Raw genomic sequence first — 24,039 nt, 5'->3', positions numbered from 1 at the left:
CTTCAAAGGGGGATGCCGGCGGTTTCGTCGTAACCGAACGCCAGGTTGAGATTCTGCAGCGCCTGGGTGGCGGCGCCCTTGAGCAGGTTGTCTTCGGTCGCCACCACCACCGCGCGGCGGCCGTCGTCGGCCAGGGCGAAACCGCCCAGCTCGACATGATGGCGGCCGGCGATCGCACTGACCCACGGCGCCTCATCGAGCACGCGCACCAGAGCTTCGCCGGCGTAGCGTTCGCGATAGCGCGCAACCAGGGCTTCGCGCGTGAGCGCCTGGTTCAGGCGCAGATTGACGGTAATGGTCAGGCCGCGGAAATGCGGCGCCACGTGCGGCAGGAACTCGACCGCGCGGTCAAGCTGACGCGTGACCTCGCGCTCGTGCACGTGACCGGTCAGCGCGTACGGCATCAGGTTGTCGCGCAGCTTGTCGGGATCGTTCTTGTCCGAGGGGGTGGTGCCCGCGCCCGAATAGCCGGACACGCCGAAGCACTGCACCGGGCCGTCCAGCAGATCCAGCAGGGGCGCGACCGCCAGCTGCATCGCGGTGGCGTAGCAGCCCGGGTTGCTGATCCGGCGCTGGCCGGCGTAGCGCGCGCGGGTAAGTTCGGGCAGGCCGTAGTACCAGCCATCGTCGAAACGGTAATCGGCCGACAGATCGACGATGACCGGGTCGACGCCGGCCGTGTCGAACGCGGCCACGCAGTCGGCGGCCTTGCCGTTGGGCAGGGCCAGGATCACCGCGTCGGCGCCGTAGCCGGGCAACTGCTCGTGCGAAGGCGCGCTGTAACGAAGCTCGCCGCCGACCTCGGGGAAATGCTCGGCCACGCGTTGGCCCTCGCGCTCGCGCGAGGACACGAAACCGAGTTCGAAACCCGGATGCGCGGCGATCAGGCGGATCAGTTCCGCGCCGACGTGGCCGCGCGCGCCGACGATGCCGACGGTCTTAGTCATGCTGGGCTCCGGTGGCATGGCGTGCCAGTTTGTACTCCAGGTTGCGCTTCACCGCCTGCCATTCCGTATCGATGATCGAAAACGCGACCGTGTCGCGCGGGCTGCCGTCGGCATGGCGGCGGTGGTTGCGCAGTACGCCGTCCTGCTTGGCGCCGAGCCGGGCGATGGCCGTGCGCGAGGCCAGATTGAACCAGCTGGTCTCCAAGCCCACGGCGATGCAGCCCATGGTTTCGAAAGCGTGCCGCAGCAGCAGCCACTTGGCCTGGGTGTTCAGGCCGGTGCGCTGCACGCGCGGGGCGTAGAAGGTGTAGCCGATCTGCAGGCGCGGCACCTGCGCGTCCATATCGTAGTAGCGCGTGCTGCCGACCACCCCACCCTGCCCGTCCAGCACCACGAAGGGCCAGGCCTGGCCGCGGTCGCGCATCGCCAACGCCGCCTCGATGTAGGCGTCCACGCCCTCGGGCGCCGGCACGTTGGTGTACCAAAGCCGGGCCAGCTCGCCGCCGGCCAGGGCCGCGCGCAGACCGTCGGCGTGCGCAAGGCTCAGGGGCTCGAGCGCGACGTGCTCGCCGCTCAGGCGCGGCTGCGCGCTCCAGGCTTGGTTCGCGCCCATCTCAGCCCTCCAGGGTCGGCGCGCGCCGGCTGGAATAGTCGACGCAGGCGGCGATCTCGTCGAAGCCCTGCATGCCGTACCAGAACACCTTCCACTTCTCCTGCTTCAGGCAGCCGTCGGACTCGGAGTAATAGAAGGGATTGACCGGGTTGCCGTGGCGCGAGCGCCAGAACACGCTGGGGTTCTGCTCGCGCATGACCTGCCACACCGCGCGCCCCAAGCCTTCGCCCTGGGCGTCGTCGAGCACCGCGAACTTGTCCAGGTAGGTGCGGCCCTCGGCCTCGATCAGGATCACCGCGGCGCGGTAGTTCTCGCTGACGTAGGCGCGCTTGAGCACGGTGCTGTCGAAATAGTCGTCGACCAGCTTGCGGCCGAACGCCGATTCGATCAGCGAACGCAGCCGCACCAGGTCCAGTTCGTCCCAGCGCTGCGCCTGCAGCACGCGCTCGCCGCGCCGGACCAGGGTGCCCGAGCCCTTATGGGTGAACAGTTCCTTGGCCAGCTCGGCCGGCTTGGTGATCGACACCGACGAGGTCAGCGGCAGCTTGTCCAGCAGGTCCTTGATCTGTTCGATCTTGACCCGCATGCCGCCGTTGATCCAAGGCTGCTGGATCAGGTCTTCGTATTCGGTGGACAGGTTGATCGAATCGATCACCCGGCCGTTGTCGTCGAGCAGGCCACCGGTGCCGGTCAGGAACACGATCTTGTACGGCTGCAGCATCTGCACCAGTTCGTTGGCGGCGAAATCGGCGTTGACGTTGAGGATCTGGCCGCCCGCGGTTTCGCCCAGGCTGGCGATCACCGGGATCGAGCCGGCCTGCAGGCTGGCTTCGATCGGCGCCAGATTGACCTGCTTCACTTCGCCGACCAGGCCGTAAGTGTCGCGGTCGAGGTAATCGGCCTCGAACACGCCGGAGATGATCGAGGTCGCGCGGCCGTCGCCGGACTGCAGCGCTTCGACCAGCTTGAGGTTCTGCGACTGGAACACGCGGCGTACGATCGCCAACGCTTCCGGCGAGGTCACGCGCAGGCCGTTGACGGTCTGTTTGACGATGCCGGCCGCCGACAGTTCGTCGTCCAGCTGCGGGCCGGCGCCGTGGATCACGATCGGGGTCAGGCCCACGTCCTGCAGGAAGGCCAGCGACGAGGTCAGCGCCTCCAGGTCGTCGCGCAGCACCGCGCCGCCGACCTTGACCACGGCGAAGCGCTTGGCGTCGAGTTGGGAGAAGCGCTTGAGGTACTGCGAGATCTCCTTCGCGCTGGCCATGCTGGACAGCAGGCGCACGATGGTCTGACGGGTCTGCAGATGGGCGTCCATAGAAATGGCCATCAGGCATTGCCTCCCATGATGCGGGCGACGCTGCGCGCGTAACGCTCCAGTTGCTCCAGGCTCACCCATTCGTCGGCGGTATGCGCCTGGGCGATGTCGCCGGGGCCGTAGACGATCGCGGTCAGGCCGGCGGCCGAGAACAGCGAGGCCTCGGTCCAGAAATCCACCGCGTTGCCGATCGGCAGGTCCAGCGCGTCGGCAAGGTCGCGCGCCTCCAGGCGGCGCTGCTCGGCCGTGGCGACGTCGCCCGCGGGCAGCGAGGGGCCGCGGAAGGTTTCCTCGTAACGCTCGATCGCGCCGGCTTCGATCAGGGTGCCGAAGGTTTCGTGCAGACCGTCGATGGACATGGACGGCAGCGGCCGGAAGCCGAAGCGCAACTCGGCGCTGGGCGCGATCATGTTGGCCTTGATGCCGCCTTCGACGCGGCCGATGTTGAAGCGCAGACCGGTCAAGCCGCCGAAGCGCTGGTGCGATTGCGATTCGACGTAGTCCAGGGCCTTGCCGCCCCAGCGCATGGTCTGGTGCAAGGCACTGGCCTGCATGGCGTTGGCGCCGGACGCGTGCCCGGCGACGCCGCGGAACTTCAACAGCACCGAGCTGATGCCGCGATGCGCGAGCACCGCTTCGCACAGGGTCGGCTCGGCCACGATCACTTCGTTGAAGCCATGCTGGGTGGCCAGGAAACCGGCGATGCAACGCGGATCGTTGGCTTCCTCGTCGGTGCTGAACAGGAACGCGGCATCGCCCGAGCTCACCGCCGCGGCGGCCAGCAAGCCGGCGGCCGCGCCCTTGATGTCGCAGGCGCCCAGGCCGATCGCGCGTTCGTCGGTCACGCGCAGCAGGTGCGGGTCGGCGCTCCAGTGCTGCGAGGACGGCACGGTGTCGAGGTGGACGTTGAACAGGCGCCGCGGATTGCCGCGCACGGCCAGCATCGACACCGCACCGTCGCCGTGGTCGACGACCTCGATGCGGAAACCTTCGAGCTGGTTGCGCAGGTAATCGAAGATGCCGCCCGTGCCGATCTGGCGCGGCGGGTTGCGGGTGTCGAAGGACACCAGGGCTTCGAGGTGTTTCAGGACTTCGGGGAGCATGGAGTTCGTGGCTCGTCGTGTCTGTGCGGTGGTTCGGTTGCGGGTTTGGTCGCGACGTCGGCTTGCGGCTCAGTCCCCTCTCCCGCTGGCGGGAGAGGGTCAGGGTGAGGGGGCTTTTGCGGTTGCCTTGAAGAAACAGCAACGGCGAAAGCAGCTTGCGCCTGCGGCGCTCGCCTCCCTCACCCCAACCCCTCTCCCGCGCGCGGGAGAGGGGCTCGGATCATGGCTTGCGGTTGATCTCGGCCCACAAAGTGCTGCTCATGCCGAACAGCTTGATGAAGCCCTCGGCCTCGGCCACGCCCCAATCCGCGGCCTGGGCGTAGGTCGCGCCCTTGGCGTTGAGGATGTGCGGCGAGCTGATCGCGACCGCGTTGACGATGCCGCCTTGGGTCTCCAGCACGACTTCGCCGTTGACGGTGGACTGCGAGCTGGCCAGGTAGGCCTCCAGGTCGGTCTTGAGCGGATCGTGGAAGAAACCTTCGTAGACCAGCTCGACCCACTTGCGCGCCACTTCCGGCTTGAAGCGGTTCTGCTGCTTGGTCAGCACCGCTTCCTCGAGCGCGCGATGCGCGGTGAGCAGCGCGATCAGGCCCGGGGCTTCGAAGATGATGCGGCCCTTGAGGCCGATGGTGGTGTCGCCGGTGTACAGGCCGCGGCCGACGCCGTACTCGGCGAACAGGCCGTTGAGCTTGGCCAGCAGGGTGTGGCCGGCGATCTTCTGGCCGTCCAGGGACACCGCTTCGCCGTTCTCGAAGCCGATCGTCACCTTCAGCGCGTCCGTCGGCCATTCGGCACGCGGCTTGCACCAGCCGCGCGCGCCCTCGCCCGGCGCCTGCCAGCGGTCGATCTCGCCGCCGGACATGGTCAGGCCCAGCAGGTTCTCGTTGATGGTGTAGGCCTTCTGCTTGGCGCGTACGCCGAAGCCACGCTCTTCCAGATACTTCTGCTCGTAGGCGCGCACCTCGGTGTGCTCCTTCTGGATTTCGCGGATCGGCGCGACGATCTCGTAGTCGCCCAGCGCCTTCACCGCCAGGTCGAAACGCACCTGATCGTTGCCCATGCCGGTGCAGCCGTGCGCGATCGCCTTGGTGCCCAGCTCGGCGGCGCGCGCGAGCGCGGCTTCGACGATCAGGTAGCGGTCGGAGACCAGCAGCGGGTACTGGCCCTGGTAGCCCTCGCCGGCCCATACGAAGGGCTTGACGAAACCGGACCAGATCGCCGGGCCGCCGTCGACGGTGACGTGGCTGGCCACGCCGAGTTCGGCCGCGCGCTGTTCGATGAAGGCGCGCTCTTCCGCGTCCACGCCGCCGGTGTCGGCGAACACGGTGTGCACGGCCCAGCCGCGCTCCTGCAGGTAGGGCACGCAGAAGCTGGTGTCGAGGCCGCCGGAGAAGGCGAGGACGATGTCTTTGCTCATTTCTTTCTCTCTTGTCTTTGCCCCCTCGCCCGCTTGCGGGAGAGGGTTGGGGTGAGGGCAAACGAATGCGGTCAAGGTTTCGGAGCGAAGGCGAACGCGCCTCCACCCCAAGCCCTCTCCCGCGCCGCGGGAGAGGGGCTGGAAATTACTGTCCGATCAAAGCGGCCATGATCGCCTTCTGCACGTGCAGACGGTTCTCGGCCTCGTCGATCGCGATGCACTGCGGGGAATCCATCACCGCGTCGGTGGCCTTGACGTTGCGGCGCAGCGGCAGGCAGTGGCTGAAGACGCCGTTGTTGGTCAGCGCCATCTTGGCTTCGTCGACGATGAAGTGCTGGTACTGGTCGCGGATCGGCTTCTCCGGGCCCCAGTTGCCGAAGTACGGCAGCGCGCCCCAGCTCTTGGCGTAGACCACGTCGGCGCCGCGGTAGGCGCTGTCGATGTCGTGGCTGATCTGCAGCGAACCGCCGCTCTCGGCGACGTTCTGCTCGGCCCAGCCCATGTAGCGCTCGTCCAGCACGTACTCCGGCGTCGGGCACAGCAGGGTCACGTCCATGCCCATGCGGGTGGCGATGGTCAGCGCCGAATTGGCGACCGCGGTGTTGAGCGGCTTGGGGTGGTAGGTCCAGGTCAGCACGTACTTCTTGCCGCGCAGGTCGGAGGTGCCGAAGTGCTCCTGCAGGGCCAGCGCGTGGGCGAGCTCCTGGCAGGGGTGGGTGATGGTCTCCATGTTGATGACCGGCACCGGCGAATACTTGGCGAAGCTGGCCAGCACCTTGTCCTGGCGGTCGTTGGCCCAGTCGACGAACTTCGGGAACGCGCGCACGCCGATCAGGTCGACGTAACGGCCCAGCACTTTGGCGACCTCGGCGATGTGCTCCTCGGTGTCGCCGTCCATGACCGTGCCCAGTTCGAACTCGATCGGCCACGCGTCCTTGCCCGGCTGCAGGACCACGGCGTGGCCGCCGAGCTGGAACGCGCCCAGTTCGAAGCTGGTGCGGGTGCGCATCGACGGGTTGAAGAACACCAGCGCGATCGACTTGCCTTTCAACTGGTCGCCGAGCTTGCTGCGCTTGAACGCGGCGGCCTGCGCCAGCAGCGCGTCGAGGTCGGCGCGCGACCAGTCCTGGGTGTTGAGGAAGTGCTTGATCATGGCTGGGATTCGGGATTTGAGATTGGGGATTGGGAAAGCAGGGGAACGGTGGTGGGAGGCGCGACGGGGGACGGAACTCGTAGTGCTGCTGTTACGAATCCCAGATCCCAAATCCCGAATCCCGGCGGTAGAAAACAAAAAAGCCCAGCGCTAAGGCTGGGCTTTTCGTGTGTGTGGCTTGTTACACGAACGACGGCGAGTACCGTCACCCAGCGGATTGGCAGGGCAACGGTCGGCGCGCGCGCGAGGTCATGCCCGCCGCCATGTAGGCGGAGGTGAGGACGTCGGCGTCGGCGCGCAGGTGGGTCATTAGGGGGCGAATGCTCGCATGCGGCCCCCGCCGGCGCAAGTCGAAACCGGGCCGGGGCTTATGCCGGATCGGCATCAGCGCGAGTTGAGCGGGGCCACCACCGGGGTCACGGCGACCCGGATGCGCAGCCGGTTGCCCGGATCCTCGGGCAGGCGCGAGCGGTACTTGGAGCCCTTGTAGACGTAATCCACGTCGTAGGCGATGGGCTGGCGGAACTCGCGCTCCACCGGCACCGAACGGCAGTTCTCGGCCGCGGCTTGGCGTTCGCGCTCGTGGCGGTCGCGGGTCAGCACGTCCTTGACCGCGCCGACCATGCGCGACAGGCGCGAGTCGTCGGTGGCCGGTTTCGGGCTCTGGTCGCAGCGCTTTTCGATGCTGGTCGCGGTGAGGGTCTGGTAGACCGGGGTCACGCGCAGGACCTGGGCGTACTCGTAGCGCACGTTCTCGGCCTGGATCACCGTCGTGCTCTGCGCCGACGCAACGCCGGCCCAAAGGGCCCCCAAGGCGCCAGCCAGCAAGAGTGGGACTACCAGGTCAGGACGGTTCATTGCGCTCGCATCGGTTCCGTGAACAAATTGTAAGGACCGGAGTGTAGCCACGACCTGAATCAACCCTCCAGCCCCCAAACCCGCGACGACACGACGCCCTCGCAGCGCGTCTCATTCCGCGCGCCGAGCGCGTTAGGAGCGCTTCGGGCCGGATCGGGATCGCGCGGACCTGAGCGGACGGATGCCGGCTGCGCCGGGCGGCCCCCTGCCGCTAGAATGGCCCGAACCATAGCGTGCCCCCATGAGCCTGCATCTCTACAACAGCCTGACGCGACGGGTCGAGCCGTTCGTACCCATCGATCCCGCCCGCCCGACCATGTACGTGTGCGGGCCCACCGTCTACAACTACGTGCATATCGGCAACGCCCGCGGCCCGGTGGTGTTCGGCGTGCTCGCCGACCTGCTGCGCCGCCGCTACGGCGGCCTGGTCTACGCGCGCAACATCACCGACGTCGACGACAAGATCAACGCCGCCGCGGCCGAGCAGGGGGTGCCGATCTCGGCCATCACCGACCGCTACGCCGCCGCCTACCGCGAGGACATGGCCGCGCTGGGCGTGCGCGCGCCGGACCTGGAACCGGCCGCCACCGCGCACATCGACCAGATCATCGCCATGATCGAGCGCCTGATCGCCAGCGGCCACGCCTACGCGGCCGAAGGCCACGCCCTGTTCGCGATCGGCAGCTTCGACCGTTACGGCAAGCTCTCGCGCCGCGATCCGGAGGAAATGCTGGCCGGCGCGCGCGTCGACGTCGCCCCCTACAAGCGCGACCCGGGCGATTTTGTGCTCTGGAAGCCGTCCACCGACGACCTGCCGGGCTGGGATTCGCCCTGGGGCCGCGGCCGTCCGGGCTGGCACATCGAATGCTCGGCGATGGCCGCCGCCCACCTGGGCGAGACCATCGACATCCACGCCGGCGGCGTCGATCTGCAGTTCCCGCACCACGAGAACGAGATCGCCCAGAGCGAGTGCGCGCACGGCGGCAAGACCTTCGCCCGCCATTGGCTGCACAACGGCATGCTCAACTTCGGCGGCGCCAAGATGTCGAAGTCGCTGGGCAATATCGAGAAGATCCACGATTTGGTGCGCGCGCATCCGCCCGAGGCGCTGCGCTATGCCCTGCTCTCGGCGCATTACCGCCAGCCGCTGGACTGGTCGGACGCGCTGATCGAACAGAGCGTGCGCACGCTGGACCGTTTGTACGGCACCTTGCGCGATCTGGCCGATATCCAGGCAGTCGACGGCATCGAGATTCCGGCCGCGATCGAGGCGGCGCTGGAAGACGACCTCAATACCCCCAACGCGCTGGCCGAGATCGCGCGCATCGCGGGCGAGGCGCGCAAAGCCGAGGGCGACGAGCGCGCCGCGCGCAAGCGCGAGCTGCTCGGCGCCGGCCTGGCCCTGGGCCTGCTGCAACAGGATCCGGCGACCTGGTTCGCCCGCGGCGCCGACGGCAGCGACGACGCCCGCATCCAGGCCCTGATCGACGAGCGCAACGCGGCCAAGAAGAACCGCGACTTCGCGCGCTCCGATGCCATCCGCGACCAGCTCGCGGGCGAAGGCATCCTGCTGGAAGACACCCCGCAGGGCGTGCGCTGGGTGAGGAAGCGCGCTTAGCCGATGCCCTATCGGCACCGGCTGCTCTTGCGAACGCCGGGCTTGCGCGCTCGCTACGCCGTGCCGAAAAGCAAATCCTCCCCGGCCCTCCTTTTTCAAAGGAGGGGGCAAAGTGCGGCGCTCAGCGACACCGGCTTTTTGCCTCCCCCTTTGAAAAAGGGGGATTGAGAGGGATTTGCTTTGCGAACGACAAGACAGCCCACGCAGCGACGCAGCGTCCCGCCCGTTCCCGCGCATGAGGCGTAGAATATGCAGGCAATGAACGCCGTCCCCGTCTCGCCCTTCCCGCTCGAACCCACCGCCACCGAAGCCCAGGCCGCGATCCGCGAGGAGTTCGCCTTCTTCGGCGACTGGTCCGAGCGCTACCAGTACCTGATCGACCTCGGCCGCAAGCTGCCCGCGCTGCCGGAGGAGTGGAAGACCGAGGAGCACCGCCTGCACGGGTGCCAGTCGCTGGTCTGGATCGTCGCCCAGGGCGACGCGCAGCGCCTGGATTTCCATGCCATCAGCGATTCGGCGATCGTCTCGGGCCTGATCTACCTGGCCTTGCGGGTGTACTCCGGCCGCAGCGCGGCCGAGATCGCCGCCACCGAGGCCGACTACATCGCCGACATCGGCCTGGCCAAGCACCTCTCGCCGACCCGCAGCAACGGCCTGTCCTCGCTGCTGGCCTTCATCCGCGACCAGGCCCGTCGCCGGCTGTGAACGCAGCGGCGACCGCCCCCGAGCCGTCGCTGCTGCATAACCGCGGTTTCGTCGGCCTGCTGGTCTATCGCCTGCTGGCGATGCTGTCGTACCAGATCGTCGCGGTCACGGTCGGCTGGCACATCTACAAGCTCACCAAGGACACCCTCGCGCTGGGCCTGATCGGTCTGACCGAGGTGGTGCCCTACTTCTGCTTCGCCCTGTTCGCCGGCTACGCGGTCGATCACCTGCCGCGGCGCAAGCTGGGCATGTTCGCCTGCCTGGGCCTGCTGCTGACCACCCTGATGCTGGCCGGCGTGGCCAGCGGCCACCTGCCCGCGGGCGCGTTCGGCATCGGCACCCTGACCATCTATGCGGCGATCGCGATCAACGGCGTGGTGCGCGCGTTCCTGTCGCCGGTCTACATGTCGCTGTTCGCGCGCGTGCTCAAGCGCGAGCAGTTCGCGCGCGGCGCCGGCGTCGGCAGCGTGGTCATGCAGACCGGGCTGGTGGTGGGACCGGCGCTGGGCGGCGGCCTGATCGCCTGGGGCGGCATGACCTCGGCCTACCTGACCTCGGCCGCGTTCGCGCTGGCCGCGGCCGTCGCGATCGTTTCCCTGCGCGTGACCGAGCCCGCGCCCGCGGCCGAACGCGCGCCGGTGTTCAAGAGCATCGGCGAAGGCCTGCGCTTCGTGTTCAACAACCAGATCGTGCTGGGTGCGCAGGCGCTGGACATGTTCTCGGTGCTGTTCGGCGGCGCGGTCGCGCTGCTGCCGGCCTTCATCCACGACGTGCTGCATTACGGACCCGAGGCCTTGGGCATCCTGCGGGCGGCGCCGGCCGCCGGCGCCGTGCTGGTCGGGCTGTGGCTGGCGCGGCATCCGCCGCAGAAGCACGCCGGGCGCCTGCTGCTGTACGCGGTGGCCGGTTTCGGCCTGTGCATCATCGGCTTCGCGCTGTCGCGCCAGTTCTGGCTGTCGGCGACCATGCTGCTGTTGTCGGGCATGTGCGACGGCGTGTCGGTGGTGCTGCGCTCGACCATCCTGCAGTTGTCGACGCCGGACGAAATGCGCGGCCGGGTGTCGTCGATCAACGGCATCTTCATCGGCTCGTCGAACGAGCTGGGCGCGTTCGAATCGGGCGTGGCGGCCAAGCTGCTGGGCCTGGTGCCGTCGGTGGTGTTCGGCGGCTGCATGACCCTGGCGGTGGTGGCCGCGACGGCGAAGCTGGCGCCGAAACTGCGGCGCTTGAATCTGCGCGATTTGCAGTAGGGGCGCTGGTCGGTCGAGCTTAAAAGCAAATCCCCCCTAGCCCCCCTTTTTCAAAGGGGGGAACAGCAAGCCGGCCTTTCGACGCACTGCCTCCCCCTTTGAAAAAGGGGGATTGAGGGGGATTTGCTCCTGCTCGCGCCCAATAACGAAAAAGCCCCGCTCGCGCGGGGCCTTTCGCAAGCGATCCGAGCCGCCAGGCTCAGTCGCCCATCTGCTTCTGCATGTGCTCCCAACGCTCCTGCGCGTCGATGGTGCGCTCGGCGGTGAGGCGGGCTTCCAGACGCTCCAGGCCGATCTCTTCGCCGGTGTCGACGCAGAAACCGTAGTCGCCCGAGTCGACGCGCTTGAGCGTGCTGTCGATCTTGCTGATCAGCTTGCGGTAGCGGTCGCGGGTACGCAGTTCCAGCGAGTTCTCGGTTTCGCGGGTCGCACGCTCGGCTTCGTCGCCGACGTCGCGGACTTCGTCCTTCAGGTTCTCGATGGTCTGCTTGGATTCCTCGACCAGGTCGGCGCGCCAGCTGAGCAAACGCTGGCGGAAGTACTCCAGCTGCAGCGGACTCATGTATTCCTCGTCCACGGCCGGGCGATAGCCCTGCGGCACGATCGGACGGCCAGTGGCCTCATCGTTCTGGTACGGGACGACCTTCACCTTGGCCTTGGGCGCGGGCGCCTGGGGCTTGGCGGCCACGGCCACAGCGACCTTGCCCAGGGGGCGGGTTGCGGCGGGCTTGGCGGCGGGCGGGGTCGCAGCGGTGGGGGACTTGCTGGAGACTGGTTGGGTCACTGTGCTCTTTGCGGGTTCGTTCTTGCTCGCGGGCGTCGCCACCGGTGCGGTCTTGGTCGGCGGGCTCGCTGCGGGTTTCTTGACGACGGTGGGCTTGGGCTCTGGCTTCCTTGCCGCGGCCGGCGGGGCCACCACGGGTTTCTTGACCACCGGGGCCTTGCTGGCGGCGACGGGCTTCTTGGCCGGCGCAGCGGGCTTGGCCGCGGGCTTCTTCACGGGCGCCGCCTGCTTGGCGACGACCGGCGATTTCTTGGCCGCAGGCTTGGGCGCGGGCTTCTTGACCGGCGCCGCCTTCTTGGCCGCGGGCTTCTTGACTGCGGGCTGCTTGGCGACCTTCTTGGCGGCGACCTTGGCCGCGGGCTTCTTCGCCGCCGGCTTCTTGGTCGCGGTTTTGCTGGCCGCAGTCTTGGAGGAGGCGGCCTTCTTCACGGCCGGCTTGACGGTCTTCTTAGCCGCCTTGGCGGCCTTCTTCGCAGGTTTTTTCACTGCCACGAGCGGCTTGTCCTTCTATTCCCTGAGGGAACTCCCGGACCGTTCCGGAAGCTTCGCGAACCGCGAGGTCCGCTCGGCGATCAAATACACAAATGCGCGACCGCCGCAAGCGAAATCCGCCGTACCCGGCATTTTTCGCCTCGTCAGGCCAACCCTGTCACTGGGGTTCGCCCGGCCTTGCCTTGCGCTTGCCTTGTGAGAGGAAAGCGCGCTGTTATACCCTGCCCCGACTACTGCGGCAACCGCAATCCGACACCGGTCGTCCGCATTAAGGAAACGTGATCGACCGCCTCCTCATCGTCCTGCTACGCGGTTACAAGCGCTGGATCAGTCCACTGCTGGGGCCGCGCTGTCGCTTCTATCCGACCTGCTCGGAGTATGCGATGCAGGCGATCGCCCGTTTCGGCGCCTTCAAGGGCAGCTGGCTCGCCTTGCGGCGGATTTTGCGCTGTCACCCCCTGCACCCCGGCGGCCACGACCCGGTGCCGCCCCTGGACCCCGGAAAACACTCATGTCATCGACACTGATCGTCAACGCCCGCCTGGTCAACGAAGGCCGCGAATACGACGGCGACCTGCGCATCGAAGACGGCCGCATCGCCCGGATCGGCGCCGGCCTGTCCGCGCGCGACGGCGAAATCGTGGTCGACGCCGGCGGCCGCCGCCTGCTGCCGGGCATGATCGACGATCAGGTCCATTTCCGCGAACCGGGCATGGAGTACAAGGCCGACATGGCCACCGAATCGGCCGCGGCGGTGGCGGGCGGGCTGACCACCTTCATGGACATGCCCAACACCAACCCGCCGACCCTGAATGCCGAGGCGCTGGAGGACAAGTACCGCCGCGCCGCCGGCCGCGCCTGGGCCAACTACGGTTTCTACCTGGGCGCCAGCAACGACAACCTGGCCGATATCCAGCGCCTGGATCCGCGAACCGCGCCGGGCGTGAAGGTGTTCATGGGCGCGTCCACCGGCAACATGCTGGTCGACGACCCGGTCACCCTGGACGCGATCTTCCGCGACGTGCCCACGCCGATCATCACGCATTGCGAAGACACCCCGATGATCGATGCCGAACTGGCGCGCTACAAAGCCAAGTACGGCGACGACATCCCGGCCGAATGCCATCCCGACATCCGCTCGCGCCAGGCCTGCAAGAAGTCCACCGAGCTGGCGATTTCGCTGGCGCGCAAGCACAACACCCGCCTGCACGTGCTGCACATCAGCACCGCGGACGAGTTGGCCCTGTTCACGCCCGGCCCGATCGAAGGCAAGCGCATTACCGCCGAAACCTGCATCCACTTCCTGCGTTTCGACCGCGCCGATTACGCCGCGCTCGGTCATCTGATCAAGTGCAATCCGGCGATCAAGGACGCCAGCGACCGCGAGGCGCTGATCCGCGCCGTGGCCGAGGACGTGATCGACGTGCTGGCCACCGACCACGCGCCGCACACGCTGGAAGAAAAGGCGCGCCCCTACACCTCCGCGCCCAGCGGCCTGCCGCTGGTGCAGTACGCGCTCAACGCCGCGCTGGAGCTGGTCCACGAAGGTCGCCTGAGCACGGCCCAGGTGGTCGACAAGTTCGCCCACGCGCCGGCCAAGCTGTTCGACGTCGAAGGCCGCGGCTTCCTGCGCGAGGGTTACGCCGCCGACCTGGTGTTGATCGACGACACGCCCTTCACGGTGCGCCGCGAGGACGTGCTGTCCAAGTGCGGCTGGTCGCCGTTCGAGGGCCGCAGCTTCCATTCGCGCATCGCCTCGACCTGGGTCAACGGCGTGCTGGCCTGGGACGGCGCGCGTCTGGTCGGCGCCGCCAACGGACAGCGCCTGGCGTTCGCACGATGAGGTCGGCCGCGGCGGTCGCGCTGGCGACGCTGGCGCTGGCCGCCTGCAGCGCGGCGATCGCGCAAAGCCAGCTCGCGCAGGCTCCGATGGCCGCGCCGGCGCCCGTCGCAGACAGCGCCGATCCGCGCGTGGTGTTTCCGCCGTCGGTGCAGCAAGGCGCGATGGTGATCGGCAAGGTGCCGGCCGGCGCGACCGTGCGCTACGGCACGCGCACCCTGCGCGTCACGCCCTACGGCTCGGTGGTGTTCGGCATCGGCCGCGAGCAGGCCGCGCCGGTCGAGGTCGAGGTGATTGACGCCGACGGCCGCAGCCAGCGCGTGAGCATCGCGGTGCTGCCGCGCGACTGGCCGATCGAACGGATCAACGGCGTGCCGCCCAAGACCGTGAATCCGCCGCCCGACATCGCCGAACGCATCCGCCGCGAGCAGGCCCTGGTGACCGCCGCGCGCGACCGCGACGACGAGCGCGCCGACTTCGCCCAGGCCTTCGTGTGGCCGGTGCGCGGCCGCATCAGCGGGCGCTTCGGCAATCAGCGCGTGTACAACGGCCAGCCCGGCTCGGCCCATTCGGGCATGGACATCGCCACGGCCTCGGGCACGCCGGTGCTGGCGCCGGCTGCGGGCGTGGTCGCCTTCGCCGCGCCCGACCTGTACCTGACCGGGGGCACCCTGCTGCTCGACCACGGCCACGGCATCAGTTCGAATTTCCTGCACCTGTCGCGCATCGACGTGAAGGTCGGCGACCGCATCGCGCAGGGCCAGGTCGTGGGCGCGGTCGGCGCCACCGGCCGCGCCACCGGGCCGCACCTGCATTGGGGCATGAACTGGTTCGACGTGCGCATCGATCCGCTGCTGGTGCTGGAACGCGGCGACGCGGTGCGCGCCGGCGCGAAGTAAATCCACGCCTCGCGCCGCCGCGGGCGCTAGTGCACCAGCTCCTGCGCGCGCGAAGCGCTGTGGCCGGTCACGCGATCGCGGCCGGCGGACTTGCTGGCGTACAAGGCCGCGTCGGCGCGCTCGAGCAGGTGCTCGGCGGTTTCCTCGGGCATCAGCTCGGCCACGCCCAGGCTAAGGCTGGACGCCAGCAGCTTGCCGTCGATCGACAGGGGCCGGCAGTTCACCGACGAGCGCAGGTTCTCGGCCACGCCCAGGGCCTCGCGCAGTTGGGTGTCGGGCAGCACGACCAGGATCTCGTCGCCGCCGTAGCGGCCGAACAAATCGTAGGTGCGCAGCCGGTTGCGGGTGCGCAGCGAAATGATGCGCAGGGTCTGATCGCCGACCCGATGGCCGTGCTCGTCGTTGATGCGCTTGAAGTGGTCGACGTCGAAGAACACCACCGACAGCGGGCGCCGGCTCTTGTGCGCGGACTCCACCGCGGCCTTGAGGCGGGCCTCGATCGCCGGCCGCGTCATCGCGCCGGTCAGTGCGTCATAAGTCGCCTGGCGGCTGGCCTGGTCGCGATCGCGGCGCAGCTGCTGCAGCTTGTCGGACAACCCGATCATCAACACCAGTCCGCCCATCGCGAAGCCGACCGGGAAGGCGTAGTCCATCCACTCCGGATTGCCCCACCAACCCAATAAACCGGCGAAACGCAGGCCGGTCAGCACGAACATCGGCGCCCACGACAGCAGCAGGAAATAGGCTTCGCGCTGGCGCCGCAGCGCGCCGATCGCGCCGGCCGCCATCACGATGCCGTAGCCGATCAGCAGGACCAGGTTGGCCGCCACCGCGACCAGCGGCGCGACCGTGGCCAAGGTCACCAGCATCAGCAGCACGATCGAGATGTTGCAGACCATCAGCAGCCGCATCAGCCGCGGCTGGGTCTGGCGCAGGCTGAGGTAGTGGGCCATGAAGGCGTTGCTGGCCAGCACCGCGATCAAGCCGAACATGCGCCCGGCGCGCGCGTCGTCGCTGACCAGCATCGCCAGGAACGGAATCGAACGCGCTTCGCCGCCGTAGCAGATCAGGTACAGCAGCTGCGCCAGCAGGGTCAGGCTGAGCATCAGATAGCTGCGCTCGCCGATCCCGGCCCAGAAGCCGAACCCGAGAATCGTCAGCACCACCATCGTGGTGAGCACGGCGGTGCGCCAGGCGACATGGGTCATGTCCTTGCTGTGCACCACCGCCAAAGGCTCGATCGAAGCCGTCATCGGCAACGGCATCAGCGATTGCACGCGCAGATACACCGATTCGCCGGCGGCCAGTCCGTGGCTCAAGGGCACCACCAAGGCGCGTGTGGAGGCGGTGCGGTCGGCGCCGTTGCCCAGCAGCGCGCGCGGCACCGGCAGCGGCGAATTCGGCAGCCAGACTTCGACGCGATTGAGGTGCGGCGAGCGCAGCACCAATTGCGGCTGATCGGCGGCGGAGCGATCGCGTGTCGCGGTCAACCGCCACCAGCGCGGCGCGCGTTCGCGTTCGCGCACGGACAGATCGGACACGGGGACGAAACGGTCGTCGAAGTCGCCGGCGATGACCTGCACGGGCAAGGGGTCGGCCCCCAGGCGCGAGAGTTGCAAGGATGGCGACTGCGCCGGCGCGGCGGCCGCCACTAGCATCCCCAACCAGACCATGACGGCCTGCCACCTACGACGCGAGGGTCTCCCCATAACCCGCCCCGGCACGCTGCAACGCTTTGAGCATAGCCCAACGAGCGTGACGACGCGCACGGTTTGACGGCCGTTTAGGTGCTCTAGACCGCCGGTAGAGGTGCTTGAAGCGAGGGTGGATGGTGGCTTTCGGATGCCAGCCGCGTGCCGCTCTGGACGGGGCGGCTAGCCGGGGCCGGCGACCGGGCCCGCCCTCTCCGGGACGCGGCTGGAACGATGGGTGGCGAGTCGGCCGGGCGGCCGACAGGCGCTCGGCGTGGCGCGCCCCGCGATCGCCAAATAACGCGGAAGTCGCTGCACCGTCGGCTGCGCAGACCTAAAGCGCAACCCGCTTTCGCGGCAATGACGGATTGCATTGGCGGCGACGCTTGGCGACGTCGCCAGCCGCTCGCGGTGCGTTCGCGGAACCAACGGCGGCCCCGCCGCGCGGTCCCTCAGTAGCCGCTCAGTCGCGCGCGCCCTGCCCGCTCACACGTGCGACCGCATCGTGCGCATGCAGGCTTTCGAAATGCGCGACCTGCGCATCGTAGCGGTCGATGCGCGGGTCGGCCGACAACGCCGCGGCGACTCGGCGGGCGGCGTCTTCGCAGAACATCAGGTTTTCGGCGTTGAGGCGGGCGAAAGCCTGCTCGTCCTCGCGTTTGACCGCGGTCTGCACCGGCGTGCCCAGGGCCTGCTCGATGGCATCGATCAGCGCGTTCAGCGGCAGCTCGTCGAAGGCCGGACGCAGTTCGACCCGGATATCGGCGCGGCTGCGCTGCGCGTGCGGCGTGGCGGCCAAGCCGCGCTCGGACGCCAGCCACTCGCCGACCACGGCGGTCGACAGCGGACGGGCGGCGGCGAAGTCCTCGACGAAGCGTTCGGCGTTGAGCTGGCGCGACAGCGCCGCCGAGGCCGGACAGGTGCTGGAGTACTCGACCGAGAAACGCAGGCCCAGATGCAGATGACCGTCCAGCAAGGTCGCGTCGATCTCGACCGGATAGCGCTTCCAGCCGGCGTTGGCGCTGGCCAGGGCCGGACGCAGCAGCAGTTGTTCGTAGCGCAGCAGCAGGCGCGCGGCGCTGGAGAGTCCGCCCTGACCTTCGATCAGCGCCTGCAGCACGCGCCGCAGCCCGGCCGGGGTGACCGTCTCGCTGGCGAAGGCGTCCTGCAGTTGCAGGTACATGCGCGACATGTGGATGCCGCGCGCGTCGGCGTCGCGCAGATCGACCGAGACGTCGACCGAGGCCGCGACTTGGATCGCCTCGCCGTTACCCGAGGCCACGCGCAGCGGCAGGGCGATGTTGGACATGCCGACCCAGTCCAGCGGACGCGCCGCGGCGGCGGCGTCGAAGGCGACATCGGGAAGGCGACGCGGGGTGTTGGAATGGGTGGTCACGACAGCTTCGATAAGGGCGGCGTGGGGGACCGCAACGCAGGCCATTCTACCGGCCGGGCCGGGCCCGCCCCTGTCCGGGGCTGAAACGCTGTGTCTGCGCGGCCGCGATTGGGCCGTGTACGCGCCGCGCCTATGTGCCGGCGCGGCCTAGCGGCGGCCGCGCGCGCCGCGCCAGGCGCTGAGCAGCGCGCGCCAGGGCGACAGCGGCCGGGCGGCGTCGCCGGCGCGCAGGCGCGCCAGCGCCAGCGCGGCCCACAGCCGCCTGGGCAGGCTCGCGGCCGGCTCGGCGGGCCAGTGCGCGCGCAGTTCCTGCGCCCAAGCGGCGACCGCACCAGCCTCGCCCACGCGTGCCAGCACGCCCAGCGGCACGGCGCTTTCGCCCTCGTGGGCCAGGCGCGCGTGGAGCAAGCCGGCACTGGTCGCGGCGGTATCGCCGGGACCGGCCGCGACGCCGAACAGGGCCGCATCGACCGCGGCCAGCGCGGCCGCGTAGGCCTGCAGGGAGGCGCTCGCGTCGTCGCGGTCGAGCGGACGTTCGCGGGTTTCCAGCAGCGTCGGCAACGCCGTCGCCAACGCCGCCCAGGGCGCCGCCTGGCGCTGCAAGGCCTGGCCCAGCGGATGCCGGCGCCGGCCCTGCGACCAGCCCTGCAGCTCTTCCAGCCACCAGCCCAGCTTGAGCTCGCCGGGCCGGGCATCGCGTCCGCCCCAGGCGGCATCGGCCAGCTCCTGCTGCAGCGCGGCCCAGGCCAGCGCGGTCTGGCGCTGCGCGGCCGGCACGAAGGTTTCGGCCAAGGCCCATTCCGGCCAGCGCGCGCGCCACTTGCCGATGAAGCTGGCCAGGGCGTCCTCGGGCGCGGCGGCGCCGTGGTCGCCGTCGCGCGCCTGATCGGCCTGCGGTTCGCTCATCGCGTGGGCGGCCACGCCGCCGCCGCGCACAAGGTGTCGGGTTGTTCGATCAGGCGATCGCCCTGCCAGGCCAGCGGATCGTCCTCGGCCAGGCGGTAGCCCCACAGCGCGACCACCGACGGCATGCCGGCCGCGCGCGCGGCGATGATGTCGCGCTCGTCGTCGCCGACGTAGACGCAATCGGCCGGCGCCACGCCGATGCGCTCGGCGGCCACCAGCAGCTGCAGCGGATCGGGCTTGCGCTTGGCCAGGGTGTCGCCGCCGATCAGCACCGCGCAGCGCGATTCCCAGCCCAGCAGCGGCATCAGCAGCTGCGCCAGATACTCGGGCTTGTTGGTGACGATGCCCCAGACGCTGCCGGCGGCTTCCAGTTCGGCCAGCATCGCCTCGATGCCGTCGAACGGTCCGCCGTGGCGGCCGAGTTCGCGCTGATAGTGGTCGAGAAATTCCTGCAGCCAGCCGCTGCGCTGCTCGGCCGGCACCTGCGGAAACGCCGCCGCGAGCATGGCCTGGCCGCCGCGCGACACGTGCGGGCGCAATTGCGACAAAGGCATGGGCGCATCGCCGCGCGCGGCGCGCATCACGTTCAGCGCCGCCAGCATGTCCGGCGCGCTGTCGAGCAAGGTGCCGTCCAGATCGAACAGCACCGCCTTGGGAAACGCCGTCGCGGCCTCGCGGTTCATGCGCTTTCCGGCTTGCGCGCGCAGGCCAGGTAGTTGACGTCGGTACGCGCGATCACGCGCGCGGCGTTGCGCCAGGGTTCGTACATCAGCCCGCTCACGTCCTCCAGTTGCAACTCGGCCGCGCGCAGCCACGCCGCCAGCTCGGAGGGCTTGATGAAATCGCGATACTGGTGGGTGCCCTTGGGCAGCACGCGGGCGACGTACTCGGCGCCGACGATGGCCAGCGCGAACGCGGCCGGGGTGCGGTTGAGCGTGGACAGGAACAGACGCCCGCCCGGCTTGAGCAGGCTGGCGCAGGCGCGCACGATCGCCGAGGGATCGGGGACGTGCTCGAGCATTTCCATGCAGGTGATGGCGTCGAAACTGCCCGGCTGTTCGGCCGCCAGCGACTCCACCGATTGCTGGCGATAGTCCACGCGCACACCGGTTTCCAGCTTGTGCAGGCGGGCGACCTTGAGCAGTTCCGGCGCCAGATCGATCGCGACCACGTCGGCGCCCGCGCCGGCCAGGGCCTCGCTGAGCAGACCGCCGCCGCAGCCGACGTCGAGCACGCGCGCGCCGCTCAGGGTGCTGCGCTGCGCGACATAGCCCAGACGCGCCGGGTTGAGCGCGTGCAGCGCCTTCTGCGGGCCCTGCGGGTCCCACCAGCGGTTGGCCAGGGCGCCGAACTTGTCGAGTTCGGCCTGGCTGTAGTTGTCGTCGCCGCCGGTCGGGGCCGATTCGGACGCGGTGCCGTGTGCGCTCATGGGAGGACTGCCTGTGCGTACGTGAAAAGGGGGAACGGCGCCGGACTCAACGCCCGAGCGCGGCGATCCGGCCGCGCCATTGGCGCGCGTTGGCGATCAGGGCCTGGACGTCCATATCCACCAGCATGCGCTGGCGCAGCTTGGCGGCGCCGGCGATCCAGACATCGCTGACCTGATGGCGACCGGTGGCGTAAATCAACTGCGAGACCACGTGGTGCAGCGGCTGGGTTTCGAGCTGGTCCAGATCGACGCAGACCAGGTCGGCCTGCTTGCCGACCTCGATCGAGCCGACCCGGGTTTCGAAGCCGAGCGCGCGCGCGCCGCCCAGGGTGGCCGCGCGCAGCGCGCTGAACGCGTCCAGCGCCGAGGCGTCGTCGGCCACGGCCTTAGCCAGCAGCGCGGCGGTGCGGGTCTCGCCGAACATGTCCAGGTCGTTGTTGCTGGCGCAGCCGTCGGTGCCGATCGCCAGGTTGACCCCGGCGTGGTGCAACTTGCAGGCCGGGCAGAAACCCGAGGCCAGCTTGAGATTGGATTCCGGGCAATGCACCACGCTCACGCCGCGCTGCGCGCACAACTCGATCTCGGCGTCGGTGAGCTGGGTCATGTGCACCGCGATCAGACGGTCGGTGACCAGACCCAGGCGGTCCAGCCGCGCCAGCGGGCGCTGGCCGTGCAGCTTGATCGAGTCGGCGACTTCCTGCGCGGTCTCGTGGGTGTGCAGGTGCACCGGCAGATCGAGCTGATCGGCGAGCATGCGGACGCGCTCGAAATTCGCGTCGCTGACCGTGTACGGCGCATGCGGCGCGAACGCGGTCGCCACCAGCGGATCGTCGCGCCACAGGTCGTGAACCTCGCCGGCGCGGTCGAAGTACTCGTCCGAACTCTGGGCCCAGGCGGTCGGGAAATCGATCACCGGCAGGCCGACCCGGGCGCGGAAGCCGTGGCGCTTGTAGACCGCGGCCTGGACGTCGGGGAAGAAGTAGTTCTCGTTGGCGCAGGTGGTGCCGCCGCGCAGCATCTCGGCGATCGCCAGGGTGACGCCGTCCTCGACGAACTGCGGCCCGATCACCGCCGCCTCGACCGGCCAGATATGGCCTTGCAGCCATTCCATCAGCGGTAGGTCGTCGGCGATGCCGCGCAGCAGGGTCATCGGGTTGTGGGTGTGGGCGTTGACCATGCCCGGAATCAGCGCCGCTTGCGGGCGCGATACCGTCTCGGCGGCGCGATAGCGGCCGCGCGCTTCGGCGGTGGGCAGCACGTCGACGATGACCCCGCCGCGCACCGCCACGGCGTGGTCTTCCAGCACCACCGCATGCGGTTCGACCGGGACCACCCAGCCCGCTTCGATCAACAGGTCGCAGGATTGGGTTTCGGTATCGGTCGTCATTCGCGTATTCGGCCCTTCGTTTTCGCGCAACGGCGGCGCGTATCGATAGCGTAGCGGGTCGGGGGCCGATTGCGGTTACGCGCGGATGGCTAGGCGCGGGGTAGCGTTCGGACCGCCCGGCTCAGGCGGTGGCGCCTGGGCTTTGGTGGATACCCCGCTTGCGCGGGAGGATCCTGATTCGATCGCGGATGTGGGGGTCGAGGGAATTCAGCGTGGCGCTGAAGTCTCTGGATCCCCTTCGCAAGGGTGACGCAATTGCATAGCGATCGCGGGGAGCCTAGAGAATTCAGCATGGCGCTGAAGGCACTGGACCCCCGCTTTCGCGGGGGTGACGCATTGGCAAAGCCGTGGCCGCTGTGCGGCCACGGGCCAATGCGTCACTTCACTCGGCTGACGTACTCGCCCGAGCGGGTGTCGACCTTGATGATTTCGTCCTGGCCCACGAACAGCGGCACGCGCACGACCGCGCCGGTTTCCAGGGTGGCCGGCTTGCCGCCGCCGCCGGAGGTATCGCCGCGCACGCCCGGGTCGGTCTCGGTGATCTTGAGCTCGACGAAGTTCGGCGGCTGGACCGCGATCGGCACGCCGTTCCACAGCGTCACCACGCACTCTTCCTCGCCCTTGAGCCACTTCTCGGAACCGCCCATGCCGGCCTTGTCGGACTGGACCTGCTCGAAGGATTCCTGGTTCATGAAGTGCCAGTACTCGCCATCCGAATACAGGTACTGCATATCGGTATCGACCACGTCGGCCTGTTCGACGCTGTCGGTGGCCTTCATGGTCATTTCGACCACGCGGCCCGACTTGATGCTGCGGTACTTGATGCGGGTGAAGGCCTGGCCCTTGCCCGGCTTGACGTACTCGGTCTCGGTGATGATGCACGGGTCGTTGTTGACCAGGATCTTCTGTCCGGTCTTGACGTCGTTCATGCCCAAGCTGGCCATGCTGAAACTCCTGCGAATGTAAGAATGAAGCGGTTGCGCCGGCCGGTACGCGGGGCCCCGACGGATAGGGGCCGCCGTACCGACGGCGGGAGGCTAGAATGTCGGGCTGCGCCAGCCACCGCCGCCGAAAGGCCGGGCGGGACGCGAACGGGACCGGAGCCGGGGAAACCCCAGGGCGCCGGGCCCACGAAACCGGATCCATACAAGCTAGCCCCGCATGATACCCGCAGCCCCGGCCTCCATACAGCCGCAGCCCCTCCCGCACCCCGGCGCGTCCGCGCGCTGGCAGGCGCTGTGGCGCGACGCGGTGCGCGATCCGCGCGAGCTGCTGGCCCTGCTGGGGCTGGACGGCATCGCCGCCGGGGTGTCCGACGCGGCCGCCGCGCAGTTCCCGCTGCGGGTGCCGCGCGGCTTCGTCGCGCGCATGCGCGCCGGCGACCCGCACGACCCGCTGCTGCGCCAGGTCCTGCCCCTGGACCAGGAGCTGCGCCCCATGCCCGGCTACGTCCTGGACCCGGTCGGCGACGGCCTGGCCAAGGCCGGCGACGGGGTGATCCGCAAGTACCGCGGGCGCGCCCTGCTGGTGACCACCGGCAGCTGCGCGATCCACTGCCGCTACTGCTTCCGCCGCCACTTCCCCTATGCCGAGGAAACCGCGGCCGCGGCCGGCTGGCGCGCCGCGATCGACCTGATCGCGGCCGACCCGCAGATCGACGAGGTCATCCTGTCCGGCGGCGACCCCTGGTCGCTGGCCACGCCCAAGCTGGCCGAGCTGACCCAGGCCCTGGCCGCGGTGCCGCATCTCAAGCGTCTGCGCGTTCACACCCGCCTGCCGGTGGTCCTGCCCGAGCGCGTCGACGCCCCGCTGCTGGCCTGGCTGCGCGCCCTGCCCTGGCCGGTCACCGTGGTCCTGCACGCCAACCACGCCCGCGAGTTCGACGACGCCGTCGACGCCGCCCTGGCCCGCCTGCGCGCGGCCGGCGCGACCCTGCTCAACCAGGCCGTGCTGCTGCGCGGCGTCAACGACAGCGTCGAGGCGCTCGCAGATTTGAGCGAACGCGGTTTCCGTGCCGGCGTCCTGCCGTACTATCTGCATCAACTCGATCGTGTGCAGGGGGCTGCGCACTTCGAAATCGAAGACGAACGCGCCCGCGCGCTGCATCGCGCGCTGGCCGCTAGGCTTTCTGGCTATCTGGTTCCAAAACTGGTGCGCGAGATCGCCGGAGATCCCGGAAAGCGACCGCTGTAACGCGGTTCGCATGGACTCCGGCCCGGCCTTCGTGTCATAA

General features: G+C 69.1%; 22 protein-coding genes. 7 read left to right on the top strand and 15 right to left on the bottom strand.

The window, feature by feature from the left end:
- Positions 1 to 2 precede the first annotated feature (2 nt).
- The 7 genes from argC to ASE35_RS02755 form a co-directional block, all read right to left on the bottom strand.
- Positions 3 to 965, bottom strand: coding sequence for an N-acetyl-gamma-glutamyl-phosphate reductase (argC, locus tag ASE35_RS02785; protein WP_057162905.1), 963 nt, complete (start codon positions 963 to 965; stop codon positions 3 to 5).
- On the bottom strand, positions 940 to 1,560 hold the full coding sequence (locus tag ASE35_RS02780; RefSeq protein WP_057163397.1) for a GNAT family N-acetyltransferase: 621 nt from the start codon (positions 1,558 to 1,560) through the stop codon (positions 940 to 942). Before ASE35_RS02780 ends, argC begins: the two co-directional genes overlap by 26 nt.
- A gap of 1 nt (position 1,561) precedes the next feature.
- Positions 1,562 to 2,890: an acetylglutamate kinase gene (locus tag ASE35_RS02775; RefSeq protein ID WP_057162904.1), complete on the bottom strand. Its 1,329-nt coding sequence runs from the start codon at positions 2,888 to 2,890 to the stop codon at positions 1,562 to 1,564.
- On the bottom strand, positions 2,890 to 3,981 hold the full coding sequence (locus ASE35_RS02770) for an acetylornithine deacetylase (protein WP_057162903.1): 1,092 nt from the start codon (positions 3,979 to 3,981) through the stop codon (positions 2,890 to 2,892). Before ASE35_RS02770 ends, ASE35_RS02775 begins: the two co-directional genes overlap by 1 nt.
- Positions 3,982 to 4,201: 220 nt before the next feature.
- Positions 4,202 to 5,398, bottom strand: a complete 1,197-nt coding sequence (locus tag ASE35_RS02765) for an argininosuccinate synthase (protein WP_056173723.1) — start codon at positions 5,396 to 5,398, stop codon at positions 4,202 to 4,204.
- A 145-nt stretch (positions 5,399 to 5,543) separates the two neighbouring features.
- On the bottom strand, positions 5,544 to 6,551 hold the full coding sequence (locus tag ASE35_RS02760) for an N-acetylornithine carbamoyltransferase (RefSeq protein ID WP_057162902.1): 1,008 nt from the start codon (positions 6,549 to 6,551) through the stop codon (positions 5,544 to 5,546).
- Between the two features lie 384 nt (positions 6,552 to 6,935).
- Positions 6,936 to 7,409, bottom strand: coding sequence for a hypothetical protein (locus ASE35_RS02755; protein WP_056173716.1), 474 nt, complete (start codon positions 7,407 to 7,409; stop codon positions 6,936 to 6,938).
- Between the two features lie 241 nt (positions 7,410 to 7,650).
- Here ASE35_RS02755 and cysS point away from each other — a divergent pair, with 241 nt between their 5' ends.
- From cysS to ASE35_RS02740, 3 genes are all read left to right on the top strand, one after another.
- Positions 7,651 to 9,027: a cysteine--tRNA ligase gene (cysS, locus tag ASE35_RS02750; RefSeq protein ID WP_057162901.1), complete on the top strand. Its 1,377-nt coding sequence runs from the start codon at positions 7,651 to 7,653 to the stop codon at positions 9,025 to 9,027.
- Positions 9,028 to 9,285: 258 nt separating this feature from the next.
- Positions 9,286 to 9,732, top strand: a complete 447-nt coding sequence (locus ASE35_RS02745) for a SufE family protein (RefSeq protein ID WP_057162900.1) — start codon at positions 9,286 to 9,288, stop codon at positions 9,730 to 9,732.
- The gene (locus tag ASE35_RS02740; protein ID WP_057162899.1) at positions 9,729 to 10,982 is read left to right on the top strand and encodes an MFS transporter; all 1,254 of its coding nucleotides are present in this window, start codon (positions 9,729 to 9,731) and stop codon (positions 10,980 to 10,982) included. The genes ASE35_RS02745 and ASE35_RS02740 overlap by 4 nt, the downstream gene beginning before the upstream one ends.
- 199 nt (positions 10,983 to 11,181) lie before the next feature.
- Here ASE35_RS02740 and dksA read toward each other — a convergent pair whose 3' ends face one another.
- A complete protein-coding gene (gene dksA, locus ASE35_RS20545; protein WP_082576228.1) occupies positions 11,182 to 12,258 on the bottom strand; it encodes an RNA polymerase-binding protein DksA in 1,077 nt (358 codons plus the stop codon).
- A gap of 278 nt (positions 12,259 to 12,536) precedes the next feature.
- On the opposite strand from dksA, the gene yidD reads away from it, so the two are divergent.
- Genes yidD through ASE35_RS02720 form a run of 3 tightly spaced genes read left to right on the top strand, consistent with a single transcriptional unit; the run spans position 12,537 to position 14,997 of the window.
- The gene (gene yidD, locus ASE35_RS20540) at positions 12,537 to 12,785 is read left to right on the top strand and encodes a membrane protein insertion efficiency factor YidD (protein ID WP_200943927.1); all 249 of its coding nucleotides are present in this window, start codon (positions 12,537 to 12,539) and stop codon (positions 12,783 to 12,785) included.
- Positions 12,770 to 14,101, top strand: a complete 1,332-nt coding sequence (locus tag ASE35_RS02725) for a dihydroorotase (RefSeq protein ID WP_056173699.1) — start codon at positions 12,770 to 12,772, stop codon at positions 14,099 to 14,101. Before yidD ends, ASE35_RS02725 begins: the two co-directional genes overlap by 16 nt.
- Positions 14,098 to 14,997, top strand: a complete 900-nt coding sequence (locus ASE35_RS02720; protein ID WP_057162898.1) for a M23 family metallopeptidase — start codon at positions 14,098 to 14,100, stop codon at positions 14,995 to 14,997. Before ASE35_RS02725 ends, ASE35_RS02720 begins: the two co-directional genes overlap by 4 nt.
- Positions 14,998 to 15,023: 26 nt before the next feature.
- Here ASE35_RS02720 and ASE35_RS02715 read toward each other — a convergent pair whose 3' ends face one another.
- From ASE35_RS02715 to efp, 7 genes are all read right to left on the bottom strand, one after another.
- The gene (locus ASE35_RS02715) at positions 15,024 to 16,616 is read right to left on the bottom strand and encodes a diguanylate cyclase (RefSeq protein WP_235569982.1); all 1,593 of its coding nucleotides are present in this window, start codon (positions 16,614 to 16,616) and stop codon (positions 15,024 to 15,026) included.
- A gap of 535 nt (positions 16,617 to 17,151) precedes the next feature.
- On the bottom strand, positions 17,152 to 18,084 hold the full coding sequence (folE2, locus tag ASE35_RS02710) for a GTP cyclohydrolase FolE2 (RefSeq protein ID WP_235567131.1): 933 nt from the start codon (positions 18,082 to 18,084) through the stop codon (positions 17,152 to 17,154).
- 147 nt (positions 18,085 to 18,231) lie between these two features.
- A complete protein-coding gene (locus tag ASE35_RS02705; RefSeq protein ID WP_157489234.1) occupies positions 18,232 to 18,990 on the bottom strand; it encodes a squalene/phytoene synthase family protein in 759 nt (252 codons plus the stop codon).
- Positions 18,987 to 19,673, bottom strand: a complete 687-nt coding sequence (locus tag ASE35_RS02700; protein WP_056173686.1) for a phosphoglycolate phosphatase — start codon at positions 19,671 to 19,673, stop codon at positions 18,987 to 18,989. The genes ASE35_RS02705 and ASE35_RS02700 overlap by 4 nt, the downstream gene beginning before the upstream one ends.
- The gene (gene ubiG, locus ASE35_RS02695) at positions 19,670 to 20,419 is read right to left on the bottom strand and encodes a bifunctional 2-polyprenyl-6-hydroxyphenol methylase/3-demethylubiquinol 3-O-methyltransferase UbiG (RefSeq protein ID WP_057162895.1); all 750 of its coding nucleotides are present in this window, start codon (positions 20,417 to 20,419) and stop codon (positions 19,670 to 19,672) included. The genes ASE35_RS02700 and ubiG overlap by 4 nt, the downstream gene beginning before the upstream one ends.
- Positions 20,420 to 20,465: 46 nt before the next feature.
- Entirely contained in the window at positions 20,466 to 21,806 is a 1,341-nt protein-coding gene (locus ASE35_RS02690) for a TRZ/ATZ family hydrolase (protein ID WP_057162894.1), read from the bottom strand.
- Positions 21,807 to 22,183: 377 nt separating this feature from the next.
- Positions 22,184 to 22,750, bottom strand: a complete 567-nt coding sequence (gene efp / locus ASE35_RS02685; protein ID WP_055909928.1) for an elongation factor P — start codon at positions 22,748 to 22,750, stop codon at positions 22,184 to 22,186.
- Between the two features lie 217 nt (positions 22,751 to 22,967).
- Here efp and epmB point away from each other — a divergent pair, with 217 nt between their 5' ends.
- On the top strand, positions 22,968 to 23,999 hold the full coding sequence (gene epmB, locus ASE35_RS02680; RefSeq protein ID WP_057162893.1) for an EF-P beta-lysylation protein EpmB: 1,032 nt from the start codon (positions 22,968 to 22,970) through the stop codon (positions 23,997 to 23,999).
- Positions 24,000 to 24,039: the final 40 nt, after the last annotated feature.

The sequence above is a fragment of the Lysobacter sp. Root916 genome (assembly GCF_001429785.1).
GTDB lineage: Bacteria > Pseudomonadota > Gammaproteobacteria > Xanthomonadales > Xanthomonadaceae > Lysobacter.
This window is presented reverse-complemented; position numbering and strand designations above follow the sequence as displayed.

What these genes read in the sequence shown, in the direction of transcription:
- argC (WP_057162905.1), bottom strand. Translation starts at nt 965, where the DNA reads ATGCCACCGGAGCCCAGCATGACTAAGACCGTCGGCATCGTCGGCGCG.
- ASE35_RS02780 (WP_057163397.1), bottom strand. Translation starts at nt 1,560, where the DNA reads ATGGGCGCGAACCAAGCCTGGAGCGCGCAGCCGCGCCTGAGCGGCGAG.
- ASE35_RS02775 (WP_057162904.1), bottom strand. Translation starts at nt 2,890, where the DNA reads ATGGCCATTTCTATGGACGCCCATCTGCAGACCCGTCAGACCATCGTG.
- ASE35_RS02770 (WP_057162903.1), bottom strand. Translation starts at nt 3,981, where the DNA reads ATGCTCCCCGAAGTCCTGAAACACCTCGAAGCCCTGGTGTCCTTCGAC.
- ASE35_RS02765 (WP_056173723.1), bottom strand. Translation starts at nt 5,398, where the DNA reads ATGAGCAAAGACATCGTCCTCGCCTTCTCCGGCGGCCTCGACACCAGC.
- ASE35_RS02760 (WP_057162902.1), bottom strand. Translation starts at nt 6,551, where the DNA reads ATGATCAAGCACTTCCTCAACACCCAGGACTGGTCGCGCGCCGACCTC.
- ASE35_RS02755 (WP_056173716.1), bottom strand. Translation starts at nt 7,409, where the DNA reads ATGAACCGTCCTGACCTGGTAGTCCCACTCTTGCTGGCTGGCGCCTTG.
- cysS (WP_057162901.1), top strand. Translation starts at nt 7,651, where the DNA reads ATGAGCCTGCATCTCTACAACAGCCTGACGCGACGGGTCGAGCCGTTC.
- ASE35_RS02745 (WP_057162900.1), top strand. Translation starts at nt 9,286, where the DNA reads ATGAACGCCGTCCCCGTCTCGCCCTTCCCGCTCGAACCCACCGCCACC.
- ASE35_RS02725 (WP_056173699.1), top strand. Translation starts at nt 12,770, where the DNA reads ATGTCATCGACACTGATCGTCAACGCCCGCCTGGTCAACGAAGGCCGC.
- ASE35_RS02720 (WP_057162898.1), top strand. Translation starts at nt 14,098, where the DNA reads ATGAGGTCGGCCGCGGCGGTCGCGCTGGCGACGCTGGCGCTGGCCGCC.
- ASE35_RS02705 (WP_157489234.1), bottom strand. Translation starts at nt 18,990, where the DNA reads ATGAGCGAACCGCAGGCCGATCAGGCGCGCGACGGCGACCACGGCGCC.
- ASE35_RS02700 (WP_056173686.1), bottom strand. Translation starts at nt 19,673, where the DNA reads ATGAACCGCGAGGCCGCGACGGCGTTTCCCAAGGCGGTGCTGTTCGAT.
- ubiG (WP_057162895.1), bottom strand. Translation starts at nt 20,419, where the DNA reads ATGAGCGCACACGGCACCGCGTCCGAATCGGCCCCGACCGGCGGCGAC.
- ASE35_RS02690 (WP_057162894.1), bottom strand. Translation starts at nt 21,806, where the DNA reads ATGACGACCGATACCGAAACCCAATCCTGCGACCTGTTGATCGAAGCG.
- efp (WP_055909928.1), bottom strand. Translation starts at nt 22,750, where the DNA reads ATGGCCAGCTTGGGCATGAACGACGTCAAGACCGGACAGAAGATCCTG.
- epmB (WP_057162893.1), top strand. Translation starts at nt 22,968, where the DNA reads ATGATACCCGCAGCCCCGGCCTCCATACAGCCGCAGCCCCTCCCGCAC.